Source organism: Novosphingobium flavum (assembly GCF_014230315.1).
GTDB lineage: Bacteria > Pseudomonadota > Alphaproteobacteria > Sphingomonadales > Sphingomonadaceae > Novosphingobium > Novosphingobium flavum.
Genome location: NZ_JACLAW010000006.1, coordinates 202,144 through 219,337 on the forward strand (window position 1 = coordinate 202,144; position 17,194 = coordinate 219,337).

The 17,194-nt window shown below is 59.8% G+C and carries 8 protein-coding genes and 1 pseudogene; 3 read left to right on the forward strand and 6 right to left on the reverse strand.

The window, feature by feature from the left end:
* Positions 1-38: 38 nt before the first annotated feature.
* Together H7F51_RS09445 and H7F51_RS09450 are read right to left on the reverse strand one after the other, a co-directional pair.
* Positions 39-2,228 (reverse strand): DEAD/DEAH box helicase, encoded by a 2,190-nt coding sequence (locus H7F51_RS09445; protein ID WP_185664001.1) that lies wholly within the window; start codon positions 2,226-2,228, stop codon positions 39-41.
* Entirely contained in the window at positions 2,229-3,899 is a 1,671-nt protein-coding gene (locus tag H7F51_RS09450) for a Hachiman antiphage defense system protein HamA (RefSeq protein WP_343061258.1), read from the reverse strand.
* A gap of 602 nt (positions 3,900-4,501) precedes the next feature.
* Here H7F51_RS09450 and H7F51_RS09455 point away from each other — a divergent pair.
* Positions 4,502-5,398 carry a hypothetical protein gene (locus tag H7F51_RS09455; protein WP_185664003.1) on the forward strand — a complete coding sequence of 299 codons (897 nt, stop codon included), beginning with the start codon at positions 4,502-4,504 and terminating at the stop codon, positions 5,396-5,398.
* A 305-nt stretch (positions 5,399-5,703) separates the two neighbouring features.
* On the opposite strand, the gene H7F51_RS09460 is transcribed toward H7F51_RS09455, so the two are convergent.
* Positions 5,704-6,336 (reverse strand): tyrosine-type recombinase/integrase, encoded by a 633-nt coding sequence (locus tag H7F51_RS09460; RefSeq protein ID WP_185664004.1) that lies wholly within the window; start codon positions 6,334-6,336, stop codon positions 5,704-5,706.
* A 232-nt stretch (positions 6,337-6,568) separates the two neighbouring features.
* Here H7F51_RS09460 and H7F51_RS09465 point away from each other — a divergent pair, with 232 nt between their 5' ends.
* Entirely contained in the window at positions 6,569-7,675 is a 1,107-nt protein-coding gene (locus tag H7F51_RS09465) for a Fic family protein (RefSeq protein ID WP_185664005.1), read from the forward strand.
* A 167-nt stretch (positions 7,676-7,842) separates the two neighbouring features.
* Positions 7,843-11,448 carry a YobI family P-loop NTPase gene (locus H7F51_RS09470; protein ID WP_221774078.1) on the forward strand — a complete coding sequence of 1,202 codons (3,606 nt, stop codon included), beginning with the start codon at positions 7,843-7,845 and terminating at the stop codon, positions 11,446-11,448.
* 311 nt (positions 11,449-11,759) lie between these two features.
* On the opposite strand, the gene H7F51_RS09475 is transcribed toward H7F51_RS09470, so the two are convergent.
* The 3 genes and pseudogenes from H7F51_RS09475 to H7F51_RS09485 form a co-directional block, all read right to left on the reverse strand.
* On the reverse strand, positions 11,760-15,536 hold the full coding sequence (locus H7F51_RS09475; protein WP_185664006.1) for a hypothetical protein: 3,777 nt from the start codon (positions 15,534-15,536) through the stop codon (positions 11,760-11,762).
* An 87-nt stretch (positions 15,537-15,623) separates the two neighbouring features.
* A pseudogene (locus H7F51_RS18810) lies at positions 15,624-15,797 on the reverse strand (DUF3363 domain-containing protein); the annotation flags it as partial.
* Positions 15,798-15,954: 157 nt separating this feature from the next.
* Entirely contained in the window at positions 15,955-17,094 is a 1,140-nt protein-coding gene (locus tag H7F51_RS09485; protein ID WP_185664007.1) for a hypothetical protein, read from the reverse strand.
* Between the last annotated feature and the right edge of the window lie 100 nt (positions 17,095-17,194).

The following is a 17,194-nucleotide window of genomic DNA, read 5'->3' on the forward strand; positions in this document are numbered from 1 at the left end:
GAATGTCCGCTGCCACCATAGGCCGCCGTTCGAAGGTTTCACGCGCCTGCAGGGTCTGCCGTTACGAAGGCGCGGGGCGGAAGCGAACGTCGCACATTCGCGATGAGGTCGCGCTCGAAGGGTAGTAAATCTATATCGTGGAGCGGGATGGAGGCGAGCATCCTCAGTCCCTGGTCGACGTCCTCGATTGGTCCGGTTGATCGCATGAGCTTGACCGCGATCTCCGCCGGGACGCCGTACTCGTCCAAGGCGTATAGGCCTGCCGGCAGGAAGAGTGACTCAGCACGCGCGGCAAGTAGGCTGTAGTCGCCCGGTCGCGTCCCCTTGAAGCGGGTGAGCACGTCGGCCTGGATGCGACTCACGGCCATCAGCTGCCTGCCGAACGTGTAGCCGACGTAGTTTCGCAGGAACGCGAGGGCGCCCTCAACCGCATCGCTGATCGACTGGTCCTTCCAACGCTCCTCGACCCTTCGGCGGATGAAGCTCCCGAAGTCCGGGGCGGCCATCAGCCCAGTCAGCACAGCCTGGAGCTGGCTCCCTTTGAAGATGCCGTGTCTACGCAGACCCGCCCCCTGATCGACATGGTCGAAGATGATGTTGCAGACCGCGAGCAGCTGGTCCGAGTCGGGCATCCCCCGCCACGAAAGAAGCCTCGGCTGCGCATCATGCAGCTCGGAGATCGCGTCGAAAACCGCGTTCTGCGCGGACATTGGCAGGTATCGGTTCTGCCGGATCGTAGCTTCGCTCAGTTTCGAGTTCGAGAACACCTCAATCAGCCGCTCTTGCGACTGGCGCGTCAGACTTCCTGCTGGAAGGTCGAGGAGCAGTGATAGGGGGGTGGTATCATCCTGCCGCTCGATCGGCAGGTCGACGACGTGGTCTCCCTCCTCGACCGCAGCTTCGAGGACGAATACCTTGCCGATGAAATAGCGGTTCATCCGGCCGGCTCGCCCGGCGATGTTCCTGAACGTGAAGTCGTCGATCGTCTTGTTGTTGCCTCGGCGTCGATCGAAGATGACGACGTTCTCGGCGACCGTGTTGACGCCCTCGATCATGGTCGACGTGCAGACGAGGAACTTGATGTGGCCCTCCTCGAAAGCTCGCACCATGTACTGCTGCAGCGCACGAGGCACGTTGCCGTGATGGATGCCGACACCCCTCCGCAGCGCCTGGGTCACTTCCCATTCCGACGGGAAGTTTTGCTCTAGCCACTCTACGGCGTCGCTCGTCGTCTCGACGAGCGATAAGTCGCATGCCGAGTACATCAACCTCGCGGCTTCCCTCGCGCTGCGCGGCGACTGGCAGTATACGAGCGTCGGAGATGTGAAGCTGCGGCAGAGCTCCACCAGTTTGTCAGCCCGCTCAGGACCGTCCTTCTTCAGATCGAAGTGGATGACGTCCAGCGCTACCGTCGAGAAGGGCGAAGGCAAGAAGACATGCCGGTACTCCGATGCAAGTCCCCGAACGTCGGCGATGTTGGGGCCGATGAGGTAGAACTGGGCGCCTTGGCTTGCGAAGCGATGGAAGCAGAGATTGAGATCCACTGCCCGCTCGTCGGTCTCGCCTCCGCGCAGGTCGAGCTTGTAGAACTCGTCGATCACGAAGAAGTCGACGTCGTCGAGGTCGGTGCGGCTCAGCGCACGCTCTTGGGTGAGGACGTAAACGGTGGGACGACCGTCATCGAGACGCTTCTGACTGGGATGGGTGATGATATCGTGGGAGTGTCCCAAGGACTGGCCGACGCGGCGACGCGTCTCGTCGATGAGCGCGATCGTCGGCACTATGATCACAGCCCGCTTGTGCTGTCGGGTAGCTAGGACGGCGTCGATGACGAGGCTCTTCCCGACGCTCGTCGGTGCGCTCAGGACCACGTTCCGGCCGCTGACGAGTTCCTGGAAAACGGAGAGCTGCAGACTGTGGAAGAGACGATTGTCTTTCAGACCGGGCACTCGATGCGCTTCGATGACGATCTGGTCCTCGAAACCGCGTGGCCTATTCTGATCGACGTAGGGGTAGAGGCCAACTTGGCGAACAAGCGAGTCTAGAAGTTCGTCGTAGCCGTCGTTCAGCGCTGCCCCCAGCGCCAGCATTCTTATGATAAGCTCACGGGCGGCGACCACGCTCCTCTCGTCGTTCGCCATCCCGACCAGCGCGCGAAGGATGGCGAAACGGTGTTCGGCGAACGTGTCCCGGTCGCCCAGATGACGGCGGATCGCTTCTGCGTCCATCTACGCTCGCCTCAGCCGCTTCTCGAACTCTATGGCGAGCGTGTCGGCACACTCGACAGGAACGAGGAACATCGCCACCTCGACCCTGTCGAGCTCGTGTCCCAGCTGCGTCTTTATCCGTGCGTATTCAACGTCGACTTCTTTGCGGAGACGCTCGACGTATCCGGGGGCGAAGCCGGGGGACAGCGTGGCGCTGTCGTAGGCGATCAGCACGGGAAGTCGCAGCACGCGGAGCAGGTCCGAGGTCTTTGCCATCGAGTCCAGCACAGGGCCGAGGCAGTCCGCTCTGAGGTGATGCGGCTCGCGCAACTGCACGATGATGTCGCGCTCTTCGACGAGCACATCGCGGTTCAACGCCGTCCGCAGCTCTCCGAGCACCTCGTCCACCACCTCTCGGTGGGTCTCCGCCGTGATGAGCTTCGAGCGCCCAAGCCAGATCTCGTCGCCTTCCGGCTTCTGCACTATGTGCGCGCTCGTGGAACGCATCCCGCCAGCAATCCGGAAGAAGATGCGGCATGCGATCGGCTCAGCATCAAAGTGATGACGCAGGATAGCGTGGAGCATGAGCGCCGCGACCACCTGAGGCATGTCGACGGCGCCATGCCGCTCCAGCGCCTTAAGGGCAGCGACGGGCAGACGCCGAGCGGTAAGATGGTTGAAGCTCGCAAGCGTACTCGCCGGCAGCGCCATCTCAGGCAGCCAGTCGAGCAGGTGTTCGATCAACTCGCCTCTGCGCCATTTTTCGTCGTCGTATTCCACATCAAAGGCGTACAGTGCTCTCTTGAGCTCGACTTCGTCGATGCGCGCGAGTTCCGAGAAGAAAGGTGTCGGCCTCGCCATCTGGTATACCTTGACGGCGGAGGAGGCTAACTCCCGCATCGCTTTCAGCCGCTCGTCCCACCAGATGATGCAGTCGCCGCGCGACCAAATCTTCTTCTCTGGCTCGGCAACCGATGCATCGCCCATGGCCCGGACCTTGCTGACGAGCGCGGCGTAAGTGTCCAGCATGAGGTGGTAGGCGGGCGTCGGACCACGACCGGCCGCAAGGCGCAGCATCTCGTTCACGTTACGGGCAAGCAGGGACCGTTCCTCGCCTTCCACTTCCCATAACATTCGCTCCGCCCACTCGCCGAGCCCGAGCCCCGATCCCGATTTGACGTCTGGGTAACGCTTCCTGAATGCCGCGACCAGATCGTCGAACGCCGCAAACCCGTTGCGATTGGCTCGGGCGCGCAGGAACGGCGCCAGCTTCGTTGATATCGCGCGCGTCGTGACAAACCGGAACCAAGCCGTCCCCCCGAACCGATCGCTGAGCAGGGATTTCTCGCAAACAGAACTACCCTTGCGAGACTTATCGCGTGTTGTAAGTTCCGTGATGTTCCACTTGCCTTCCGCTTCCGTGGTCTTCACCTGGATGTACTCGTTGACAGACATCGCCTTGTCTGTGCGGCGAAGGATGATGTCGTCCCCGGTTTCGCATTCGAGTTGTTCGATGCCCGGGGCTTGGAGCATCTCGAGGGCGAGCCGCGCGGCGACGTGGTCCTGCACGCGAAAGCCTCGCCTCGCGGCTATGCCGCCGGCGTCGGAGGCAGCAGGACTAATCAGAGGGTCATGCATGCGGATCCCCGGCGGAACGAGCCCTCGCAGGCGAAAGCGCGGTGGACGCGTCATCGCGGGAAGCGGAACCGCAGGTATAGGATCCGTGCGACTCGAAAGCAGGGAAAACGTTACGAAGGTCAGGTGCGATGACGTCCGGTCGAGCAGCGGCCTTTATCAGAAGAGTACCCCCGGCGTGAGATCAAAACCGTTTGGATGAATGCAGCAATTGCTCGTGTTGCACCAGTCCAAAAACCACTGGAATCCCGTGTAATAGGGACGGCTGGTAAGTAGGGATGCGAGCAAACGGCCTAGTACATCGAGCTATGTCTTAGTCGACCTTCGAAGGCGCCCAATGACGAGTTCAGGCGATGGTGTCGAAGGACCGGCGTGTGCAGATCGACCGCGCTTGCCATCGACCACTTCCAAGGTCACTGGCCGCTGTCGCCGCCTCGGCTGATACTTCCAGTACACACCAGACCGGACGATACTACGTGCGTCACAGCGATTGATCACCAATAATAGACCACGCTAGTACGGTGACCCAGCCGCGCCAGTCCGGCGAAGCCGAACTGGCGCAGGTCCTCGACCGTCACGCCCCGCATTTGGTGGAGCGTCTGGGAGTTGCCCATCGTGAACCGATAGGTAATCGTACGTCAGTATCGGAGAGCATTCAAGTGACGACGCTGATTTCCTGGATGTCAGTTGATAGCCGCGGGCCAAGCGCGATTTACGTGGTGGCTGACAGTCGCATCACTTGGGGCTCGCAGGCACACCGCTGGGATAGCGGTCGGAAAGTGTTCGCTGCACCTACGCCAGACGTGTTTGGATACTGTGGCGATGTGCTGTTCCCATCGCTGGTTCTCGGGCAGATAATCGACCTGGTCAGCCGAGGCCTGCTTTGGACTTCTGAGACAGATCCAGAAGAGCGCCACGTGATACTCTTTAAGTACCTTCAGACGGCCTACGGCCGCCGGCAGAACGCACCAGACCAAGCCTTTACGGTGGTGCACGCGACCAGGCGAGGGTCTGAAATGAAAGGCGAGTTTATGGCTTGGCGTATAGACTACGCTCCTGGTGGCCGAGGATGGAGGGATGTGCGCCTCGATACTGCGGATCACGGTAAATCGCGGGTCGTCGTTACGCTCGGTAGTGGTAGCGAGCCACTCAATCGGGAACTGGAGAACTGGAGAAATTCCCCGCAGGGTGGCACGGCGCGGTCACTGTTTAGCGCGTTTTGCGACGCCCTTGAGTTGGGTGCCGACCCTCTGACGGGAGGTGTTCCGCAGATCGTCTCTCTGGATCGCAAATCAGAGGGCAAAATCTTTGGCTTTGTCGCTGACGGGCAGCGATATGTTCACGGTTCTCCAATCAGCTATTCACCAGCCCAGCAGTCAATCGAATGGGTTGACCGGCTCTTTAACCGCATTTCTCCGGAGACGCTGGAGCGGCTTTCAGGCGCTCAGCGCCAAGTCCGTGTCATTGCTCCGGCAACAGGGGGTCTGCGTGCATTTCTGCAGAAGGTCGAAGGCACTTCCGACGCCGGCGAGACGCCTAGCGAGGATGCTGTCTGAAAAGCTCGCGGCGACCGTTCACGGAAGCCGTCAACCTTCAACGCCGTAATTTACGCATCTGCGGCCGCCCGAAGCCCGCACGGTAAACGTCTGTTTCTGACAGCAGCGGTCATTCGCCGCGGTTGGCCCGAACGGCGGGATTGTCCCAGCTGCCGCTTACCAATGTTCGACCTTGTCGGTCGCTGAGCCGCCGTTCCCATTTCCCAAATGCGGACCGACGGGTTTTCCATTCCGCACGCGAAGATGGGCGCGTCGCAGTCGTGAATAGGTTTTGGCTCCCCGCTATGGCGGGGAGCCAGATAGCCTTAGATTTCCGTGCCCTCTGCCAAATTCAATGCATCCTCCACATCGACCCCGAGGTATCTGACCGTGCTTTCAATCTTCGTGTGCCCGAGCAGGATCTGGACCGCGCGGAGATTTCCCGTGGCTTTGTAAATGATCGACGCCTTCGTTCGCCGCAGGGAATGGGTACCGTAATCCTCGCTCGGTAAGCCAATTCCCGTGACCCATTCGTCGACAAGGCGGGCATATTGCCGCGTGCTGATGTGGGCAGCGTGGTCGGTGCGGCTGGGGAAGGCATAATCCTCGAGGGATCCACCCCGGAGTTCAAGCCATTTGAGGAGGCTGGCGCGAGCATCGTCCATCAGCTCAAACTGGACGGGCCGTCCGGTCTTTTGCTGAACCACGGTGGCCCGCGTTCGAATTCTCCGATCACTAACGATGTCGCTGATCTTGATCTTCACCAGATCGCAGCCGCGTAGCTTGCTATCGATGGCCAGATCGAAGAGGGCCCGATCCCGAATTCGTCCGTGTTGGTCGAGGAAGAAGCGGACAGCCCAGATCTGGCGGGGCTTGAGCGCGCGCTTCGCACCCACCTTGCGCCCGGTGTTCCAAGAAACTCGCTCGCGAGCGGCGGGATCAAATTCTGACAATCCCATGACACATCTCCTTTGGCCATGACGGCCAAAGGTAGAACGCCTCAGAGCTGGTCGCCCCATGAGTGATCTCTATCATCCGCGGGCAGCAGCTTGCTGGGCGCGGCCAGTTCCACATGTGGCGAAGGGCCGCCGGGATCTAAGCGAGCGAGTGAGGGCTTGATGAGGCAGAAATCGCAGGGTTTTGCCTCATAAAATGGTGTTCAATGAGCTATAAAGCGGATATTTATAGCTCATGAAGTGGAATTGGCAGCAGCCAGACTGGCCGGAATTTCGGTGGGACAGGGCCCCTCTGGTGGCGCCTGAAGCCCAATTCCTGCAACAATCCGGCATTCTCATCGGTTCAGTCAAGCACCTCGCCGACGATGACCGCGCCGCCGTCACCATCGATATCATGACTGGCGAAGCGCTCAAAACTTCCGAGATCGAAGGCGAGTTGCTCAACCGCGACAGCGTGCAAAGTTCGCTGCGCCGCCAGTTCGGTCTTGAAGTCGGTGGCCGCCGCATCCCTCCCGCCGAGCGCGGCATCGCTGAAATGATGATCGCGCTCTATCGCGACTTTGCCGAGCCGCTCACGGATGAGACCCTGTTCGCCTGGCACCGCATGGTCGTCAGTGGGCGGCACGATATCGAGGCCGTCGGCCGCTATCGCGAACATGCGGATGCCATGCAGGTCGTTTCCGGCCTCATCCACAAGCCAAAAGTGCATTTCGAGGCCCCGCCCTCAAAGGATGTGCCACAGGAAATGCAGAGTTTCCTTGCATGGTTCGCGGCCACGTCTCCCGAGGGTCCAAGACCCTTGCCAGGGTTGACCCGGGCCGGCATTGCTCACCTCTATTTCGTGTCGATCCATCCGTTCGAGGACGGCAACGGCCGTGTGGCCCGTGCGCTCGCGGAAAAGGCGCTGTCACAGGCAATCGGCCAACCCAGCCTGATCGCCCTTTCGCATGTCATCCAGCGCAAGCGTGCCGCCTATTATGACGCGCTGGAAGCCGCCAACAAGCAAAACGAAATCACCGCTTGGCTAACCTATTTCGCCGAAACCGTGCTGGAGGCCCAGACACATAGCCTTGCCCTGATCGACTTTCTCATCACCAAGACGCAATACTACGACCGTTTCCGAGACCGATTGAACGAGCGGCAGGCCCGCGTCATCGCCCGGATGTTCCGCGAGGGGTTGGACGGCTTCACAGGGGGGCTGAGCGCGGCCAATTACATCACCATCACGGGCACCTCTCGTGCGACCGCCACCCGCGATTTGCAGGAGTTGGTCAGCATGGGCGCATTGCTGCAGACCGGCACGCTGAAATCGACCCGCTACTATCTCGATCTGGGCAAATAGCGGACGATTGGTCCGCGAAGCGCGAGTTACGGCTACGTAGGAACCTCTTTCCCGAGCAGCCTCGGTGGGGGAATGGATTTCCGCAGAAGCCGGCCTGACGCTGCCATCCGAACCGGCTTTAGCTTCCCCCGCAAGCGTGTTAGCCATTGAAGCAGTGGGGGCATTTCATGGTATTTCATAGAAGCTTGCGGCAAATCATCACATGGATCGCTGATCGGATTGGACGTCAGACCGAGGTAGCTGAAACACCATCGAAGTTCATCGACCTCGCCCCAACTGATGATGCCGACACTGCAGGGGTATATTCCGACGCCCTACTATATGCGACGCGTAATTCCAACGTCTCGAACATCGCTCTGACGGGACCTTACGGTTCCGGCAAAAGCAGCATCATCAAGTCGTTTCTCAAGAAGCACAAACCCCACGTCCTGCAAATCTCGCTCGCATCGTTTCTTCCTGAAGCGACTGCCACCGGCGGGCAGGTCACCAAACAGGAGATCGAGAGAAGCATTCTCCAGCAGATGCTTTATGGTGCCGATGCGAACCAGCTGCCCCACTCGCGATTTCAGAGAATCAAATCGCCGGGTCGCTGGTCTGCGTTACTGTCTCTGTACGCTATTATCGGGCTGACCGCATGCTGGCATCTGTTTCAGAACCGGGATGGCATCCTCAATGGCAGGTATTTCCTTCCTCTCGCGCCAGGCAACTGGCCAAATTTCGTATGGTTCGCAGTGGGGGCGTCCTTTCTCTGGGTGACCGTCCATCACCTCTACAAGGCAAGTTTCGGCGTATCCCTGAAAAGCATTTCTCTGAAGGACATCCAGATCATGCCGACGGCGGTCATTCAGGAGTCGATCCTCAACCGCCACCTCGACGAGATCATCTATTTTTTCCAATCCACGAAATATGATCTGGTGGTCATCGAAGACCTCGACAGATTCAATAACACAGATATTTTTGTTACCCTCAGAGAAATAAACAGCCTAATAAATGAAAATTCCGGGGTGAAGCGGACCATCAGATTTCTATACGCATTGCGCGACGATATGTTCGTAAATACTGACCGGACAAAATTCTTCGAGTTTATCATTCCCGTCATCCCCATCATCAACAGGTCGAATTCCATCGACATGATGTTAGAACAGGGAAAGCGGCTTTCCCTCGACGGTCGGCTCGATCGCCAGTTCCTGCGGGAGGTGTCGCGATATCTCAATGACCTCAGGCTCATCCATAACATCTTCAATGAATACGCGATCTACGTCGCCAACCTAGAGACCGACGGAGACAATGTGCTGGATGCCAACAAGCTTCTGGCTGTCCTTATCTACAAGAACGTGTTCCCTCGAGATTTTGAAGACCTGCACCGGGGTAAGGGCAACCTCGCGCAAATTCTTAGCCGCCACGAGGAATTGATCGCTAACGGTGAAACGGCATGCAAGGCGGAGATAGAACGCCTCGAGCAGTTGCTGGATGTCGCCGAAGGACAGGTTCCTGCCGACTTGATGGAGCTGCGAAGAATTTACGCGATGGCACTCGTCGAAAAGCTGCCATCACAGGCTACGCACGTGAGCATCAATTCGCAATCCTGGGTTGAGATAACATCACTGCCAAAGAGTGATGCGTTCGAAAAGATCATCAGCAACTCAAATATCAGATACCAGTATTACCAAGGTCATCAAGGCAGCATCACTATTCCCAACCTTCAGGTCGAGGTGGATGCGCTGAGGACATATAAGCAGCGCGAGAAAGAAATCGAACACAGGGCCGTCGAGTTCAAGGCCGCCACCGCCCGCAGCCTTCGTGAAATCAGGATAAAGCGCGCAGCCCTGCGAACAGCCAAGTTCAACGATCTAATTCGGCTGAACGCGGACGGGGCCGGCGAATGGTTCACGGCATTCGGGGAAAGCGCCGCACTCGCGCGGTTCCTTATCCTCGAGGGGCATCTCGATGACACCTACTACCAGTACACCTCGCTCTTCCATTCCGGCCGCCTGTCACCCAACGACAACAAGTACCTCATCCAGATCCGCGGGTTTGTGAATCCAGAACCTGGATTCCAGATCGATAATCCCAAGGAAGTCGTGGCCGCGATGCGGGACGAGGATTTTCGTCAGAATTACGTCCTCAATGTCAAGATCGTCGACTGCCTGCTCAGCGATCCATCAGTCTATTCACCGCAAATTTCGAAGATGCTCGAGTATATTTCCTCCCAATTTGAAAGCTGCGACCAATTCTTTTTGTCCTATTACGCCACAGGAACGCACGTCCCCGCGCTGGTCGCCGGCCTCGTGCAGACGTGGCCAGGTTTCATACCCGCCACCATCGCCGGCCCCAAACACCTCTCCCATGTGGCTCAGGTCATCGCACACCTGCCGGATCGCACTCTAGCAACGCTACCCGAGACATATCCCGAGATTTCGCGGTTCCTTTCGGAACATTTGCCACAGATACTGGCATTGGGCATCGACTTCGATCCATCGCGGCTCAAGATCCTCGAGATACAGATGCCGAACCTTCAGAGCATCGAACGTTTCCCCGGTATCGCCCGCATGCTCTTCGAGGAAGGCCTCTACAAGCTCAGCGTCGAAAATCTGGAATTCATATTCCAGACCGTGCTGAGCGCCAGCAATCTCGACGCCCTGCGCACACGGCACTATACGACTGTGCTCGAGACAGCTGACGACGCACTTAGCTCAAGGATCGAAAGCGGCTTCGCTGACTACCTGAGCGACGTCCTCCTGGAACTGCCGCATAATACGCAGGAGAGCGTCGCTGCCGTGCAGTCCATCATAGGACGGGAGGAAGTGGACTTCGACGACCGGAGCGCCTTCCTCCGCCAGCAAACGGTGCTCCTTCCTGCCATTGACGAAGTACCCGACCGGTTTCACGCTCTCGTCTTCCGGCTCGGCAGGATCGATCCGACATGGAAGAACTGTCTTGGTTTTCTCGGCAGAGAAACCTTCGATGCCGAAAGCCTCACCGCGTTCCTTGATCTGGCTCCGGTGGCGACGGCGCTCTCGAAGCAGGACATTCCCAATGGTGACGAAGCACATGTCCTGCGCAGGTTCCTTGTCGACAACAATGACCTAGAACACGGCATATACCGAACCTACGTTCAAAGGTTGCCAAGGAACTTCTCAAAGTTTCCGGACGCCCTCGGCCCAGAAAAACTCACGATACTCATCGACGAAGGGAAAATTACCTTCTCGAAGGAGAGTTTGGATTTCCTGGAGGATCACCGTCACCTTCAGGTACGCTTCGTCGTCAGAAACATCGAGCAGTATCTGGCTGATCAGAGTGCGTTTTCCCTCGGTGACGAATTTAACGAAGGACTGCTCGGGCAGGACATCAGCGATCAGCAGAAACTGGCGATCATCCGGTCCATGGATCTGGCGCTTCTCCCCGGAGTTCCATCACGTGCAGGCGTGGTGGGACGAATTCTCGACAGGACACGAGCAGATACGAGCGCGCTCGATGCTGCATCCGCACGCGCAGTTATCCTGAATTCCGGTCCCATTGGCGTCCAGATCTCGTTGCTCAACAAATGCCAGAGTGCCCTGAGCGACGATGATGTACGCGAAATTCTCACCATGCTCCCCGCGCCGTTCTCGGAAATCAAGACGGGCTATTCCACGCCGAGGATTGAAAAAAGCGATACCAATCTGGCTCTGGTGAAGTGGCTTGATCGCCGCGACATCATTTCGTCCTGGAGCGAAACACTTTTTGGAGATGCAATCCGTATCAACCTCTATCGGCGTGACAGCAATTCCTGATGCGCGCGGGGTCGAGAGTTTGCAGAAAAACCATCGCCCGCCTGGGGCGCATCCTTTGGTGCAGCGATGCTGCTTCCTCTGTCATGACCTGACCACATTGTTGCCGACGTTCTAAAATCCTTCCCTCGCTCCTTCACGAACAGAAAGGAGTTCATTACTCATGGCACATTGTGGCTGAAAATGAACAAAACCGGCCATTCGCCCAGCGCGGAGCCGTCTGGCAGAAATGCAAAGGGCGGCGGGCCTGGCCTAAGACTCCGCGAAAGCCGCGATCGGCGTCAGAGCCTCGCTGGGGACGCACGGATCAGCAGCTATTCGAAACTCTGCTCGCCTTCCCGATCACGCTTGCTCTCATGTTCGATCCAGCGTTCGAGTTCGGGCAGCATGTCGGTGACCCATTGCCGGACCTCGCCTCCAGCATCGTCACCCAGCGTCGTGATAGCCGCGCGACGCCGAACCAGGATATCGGCGAGCGAGCCACTCCAGCTGCGCGGATGCAGCCGCGACCAGATATCACCGAGGAACGCCCGCTTGTCTGGCGCGTGGCCCAATATTTCCAGGAAAAGCGTGGAGACACCATTCTCCTCTTCGCGCTGCTGCCGCTTGAACAGGGGGATGCTTTTGCCAAGCAGCGGATAGCGCCGATCCGGATCGATATTCGCCCACTGAACAAGGGTCTCGGCGCCGACATCTTCCACCGGCGTGCCAGACCCGAAGTCCCCCTCAAACAGCCCCCGATTTCTCGGCCTGAGTTCGGGGAGCAGGAATTCGTCGAGTGCGATCAGGGGATGCGTCTCGAAGAGCGCCTTCAGGACATAACCAAGATCGTAGGACGAGAGATAGACGGTCTCCAGCCCGGCCCGGACGCGAGCGCAGATTTCCCGCAATGTCGCCTCTCCATCGGGTCCGGCGCAGCAGACCCGAATAACGGTATGCAGCCCAAAATCGCGCAAGGACTGCTTCTTTCCGAAGTCGGCGCGCAGTAGCAGCTCACGGCCAACGGCGATCAAGGATGGCGCACGTTGGTGCCCTTCTTCCCGATCGCGGTAGAAGTGCATGTGCAATATATCGAGCGCGATCTCGACGCCGTCGGCCAGATTGCCGATGTCGGTGAGCAGAGGGCCAAGCGCGTCGGGTGGAGACTCCCCGACACTGCCATTGGCGATGCTTTGAAAAGTCCGCGCCGAAAGGACGCCACGTTCGATCGCACGGCGAAGCCGCGCTATGCCTTGAGCATCGATAGCAACACGCGCCTGAAGATACGGCAGACTCGCGGCGAGATCTGGATTCTGGATCACATCCTCTAGCGCAGCGTTGGCAAAGGCCGAATCCTTGGCGTGCGCGCCATGGATAAACCCGCCCAGCACCGTCGCATTCCGGTTGTCCGCATCGGCGGTAGAGAAGAGACCCAGCAGTTCCCGCCACATCACATCAAGGTCGGCGGAGCCATCCGACAGACCGATGCCGCACTCGTAGGCGCGCTGCGGATGTTGTTCGACGAGCAGTTCGGCGATGAAGGCAGCGCGCGTCTCCGGATCGTGCGTGAGCGCCGTGCCGATTTCCTTAGCGAGCTGCGAAGCACGCTCATACGGTTTCATGACGTCGCCGTCGTCGGCATCACCGTCAGCGACGTCCCAACCTAAACTGCTGCGCCCCAGTACGACCGCACGGGCCTGATGAAGAAGATCGGTGGGTTTCAGGCGTTCGATGAGCGCGGTGAGACGGGCGCGCACCTCATCCGGCATCGCGTCGCCCTCGAAACGCAGCGCTGTGCGGAAGCCGATCCACCCCTCGATCCAGGGCCGCTCGGAAGAAAAGTGGGTCGCTGCCCGTTCGAGCGCATCGTGACAGGCTCCGAAATGCCACAGCTCCCTTACGCTATGGGCAAGATGGTCGCGGGCGCTTTCGATGATTGGCGAAAGCTCGATCGCCAAGTCGACCGCGCCGTTGTACCAAGCCCAGATGTCGTCATAGGTCGGTGGGTGCCAGCCATAGTCCCTTGACCGGGCGCCAAAGTCGAAGTCACTCGATGAACTGAAATGGTGCGCCTTCAGCAGTGAATCCACGGCGACTCTGGCGCAGCGCGCCAAAGCCGGATCACCGGATTGGGCGAGGCGGCGCACGAGCGCTCGCCGCTGATCTGGCAATGCATTGGTACCGGACAGGTGCAGGTGAAACAGCTCGGCAAACATGTCCGATGCCGAGTTGTTGTTGTGATTGGGCGGCTCGGCGGCAAGGAACCGGGCAAGCAAGGTTGCCGCGCGGTCGAACAGCGGCGGATCGTAAGCGAGGAGCTTGATCAGTCGTATCCATTGCCACCGGTTAGTCGCCTGCGGATCAAGTATCTCGGCGCCGCTCGGGCCGGCGATGTCTCGCTCTATCCTCGCGAGCACGGCGTCGGGTGCTACCGGCGCGATGTTAATGATGATCTGGAAGCCGTCTTCGCCCGACGCCGCGAGATCGCCCAGCGGCCCGTCGGCACGAAGCCAACGCTCGACCGCGGCACGCGCCTCGGCGCTGTCGTGCAGATAGCCGAGGCGGCGTGCGAGCGACTTCTGCATCCGCAGTGTGAGCGACGAACAGAACCGATCGAAATCGGCCGGCGGCATACGTTCGAGGGCAAACCCGGCCAGGGGGATGGCGAGCGCATGCGGCAGGATCGCGCGCCACCGTCCGCGCAGCTGCGCGATCCCGCGCTGACGAAGCGTGTTCAGCGCCGCATATATGGTCGCAACGGCAACGCCGCGAATAGCTGCAACTCGCGCAAGTTCACCGTTGCTCGACGTGTCTTCTCCGTCGATCGAATAGAGCAGGGCAAGGTCTTCGGCAGCGGAAAGTAGATCCCGGTCGGGCTCATTGCGCTGATGGAAAATGCGCTCGAAGAGGTCGCGGCTCTTGAGCTTTCCTAGGGTCTCGCCTCTCCCGAGCGTTTCGGCGAGGGCGCGCGCTACGCGGAAGTTGCCGTCGCTGAACTTCGATATCGTTCGCCGGTCGACCTGCGTCACATTTGGGAAGGTCTTTTCCAGCCAAAGTTCGACCATTTCGGGTGATGCCGATTGCAAGCGGAACACCTCGGTACGCTCGGGCTCGTCGTCTCGCACGTCATATTCGACGGTGATGAGGCTTACTTGGCTACCGGTCTCTGAGCAGATGCGGGCAAGTTCACTGTGGGTAGCCGGATTGCAGTTGTCGACGATCAGGATCGCGCGCTGCCTCGCGATCACCAGTTGGCGCGCCATATCCCGCGCAGTCGGATTGGTCTCCTCGGAATAGTCCGTGTAGACGGCGAGGCCGGGATCAAGCGGCGCCTCACCGACACCGTCCTCGAACAGCGCCTGCACGAGCCGGGTCTTTCCCAGTCCGGAGAGCCCAATTAGCCGAATGCACTGGCCGGGCCTGCCCAAGGCCGCGCGAAGCCGGGCGACACCCTCGCCGATCGTGAGTTGCTCGCGGTCGCTCGTTCGCTCATCGGTCAGGCAGGCCCTCTCGTTGAAGAGATAAGGCGTCTCCTCCCTCAAGCCGACGCCGCACCAGTCGCCGATGCTGCTCCAGCCCGACATGCCGATGCCGAGCCGCGTGCGGACCCAGGCTGCAATTCCGGGATAGTGATTGACCCATGTCGCCAGCCGGTCGCGATCGTAGAAATCGCTATGCAGCTGCCCGGCCTCCGGCAGATCGTCGAGCTGCGTTCGGATCGCATCACGGCGGTCGCTCAGCGGTTTATCGGCGACCGACCCTTGGGCGCTGACGATGATATAAGCGCCCGATCGAGCGGCGAGTTCTGCAATTGCCGGCCGCAGAACTCCACCAGGGCGCATCTCATCGCGGACCGCGCTCGCTGGCATATCGGGTTTTTTGACCTGAAACCCGGTGTGCTGGCGCGGCACGAAATCCGGCGTAGGCAGGCAGGAAGGACATTCGACCCGGACATCTAGCCCGCCATCGGCCGCATCCTGATTGCCGCCCGCGGTCACTGATGCGCTGGGACACCCCTGCGCCCGCAATTCTGCCAAGGCGAGACGCGCAACGAGTGTCCGCAGATCGGCGTCATTGAGATCGGCGACTTGTGCGCCAGTAATTTCGAACATCGTCCCCCAAGCCCCTTTCGTCAAATATAGGAGAGCATGCGGGAGAACAAAGAGCGGTGAACTGATAATTGGTCCGCCCCGGCCGCGACCGAACTGCCAGTTGATCCCGTCGCCACGCATGATGCCGGCGACGGGCTTGCCGAGCTGGCGCTCCAGCGCCGGTCGCCACGGCACGAGCGTGAACTCGCGCGTCTTCTCGACCAGCGTGAACTCTCCGCCCGGCGCGTCGATCGCGCGGGTGAACCGGCCCTCGTCCCGTTGACCTCGGGGCGTTCGAGCTGCCGGGCGGAGCGTTCACGCTGCATGAGCAGAGTGATGTTTACCGGGTCAGCCGCCCCGATGTCGTGAGGCACGGCCAGGCGCCCGACCCGCGCGATCCGGCGGAGAGGCTGTTGGGCCGCAATCCGCGCGATTTCTGCTAGGTGCGGAGCACCTGAATCGTCTCGAGATGCTTGAGCGCCGCGCTATCCAGGCCGTTCGTGAAGAAGAAGCGTTTGCCCTTCACGTCGCCGAAGAACTTCTTGAACCGATTGACGGTGGCGTCGGCATCGGCGCCGCCAGTGATCACGGTTATATCGGGTCGCTCGCCCTCGGTGAGCTGAACGCGCTTCAGGAGATGTTTGAACTCAAAGTCGGCCGCGGGCATCGAATAGCCGATGAACACCCAGTCGGCGGTTCCCTTGAGATACTGCTCCGCTGTCCGCCAGCTTGCAGAGTGCATCGGAAAATCGAGCGCCTTGCGATAGCTGAAGGTCGCGAAGCGCGTGCCGAGGCTTTTGGTCTTGCAATGGGGGCAGCCGGGACTTCGGATTGCAGGCATCTTGGCGGTTTTGGGCGCAGGCAGGGCCGCCCAGTCCTGTCGGCGAAAGAGGGTCTGTGCCACCATCTCGGTATCGCTCGGTGGAACCCAGAACGTCTCGCGGCAGGCGTCGCAATAGAGCCAGTTCACGGAGCCGTGCGGCTTCAGGATATGAAGGGTTTCGCCGCTGAGCGGGCGATTGACGAGACCTTTGTCATCAAACGTCACTGCCCGCGCATGACAGCCGTAATCAATGCGGCGGATCGTCTGCGCACGCGCCATGCCGCGCTCGAACACCGTGTCCCAGTTCATGCTGAGAACCGCGCTGATGTCGGCGCGAAATCCACCAAAGAAGCTCTCCAGTGCTCGCCATCCGGCGTCGGGCTTGCGCTGCTTGCGAGCATAGGCTTGCGACAACATGCGGATCATCCGGACGATGATCGCGCGGCGCACGATGCGAAGGTCGGCAGCAGAGAAATGCGGGCCTAGATGGTGGCCGGTGTTCGCCGAAAGGTCGACAAGCGTGAAGATGTCCTCCAAGTCGGGCCACTCATCGGCCGTGCGCGGCGCACCTTCGCCGAAGACCCGATCGGCAAAACTCTTGATGTAGGAAATCTGTCGGGCGCTCGGGCCATCGACCGCCACCCGCCCGAGGTTGAGGAGTTGCTTGGTAAAGCTGCCCGCAAGGGGAAGGCCGGCATTCAGCGAGAAGCCTGCGCCGACGATAACGAGATTTCCGGGATTGAATTCCTTAGCCACGTCGCTCCCCCAAGCCGTATCGTATCACCAATCGCGATACGAAGATGGTTCAGTCGCGCGGTGGCACCCTTGCCCCGCCGCTATGCTTCCTTACATCAGG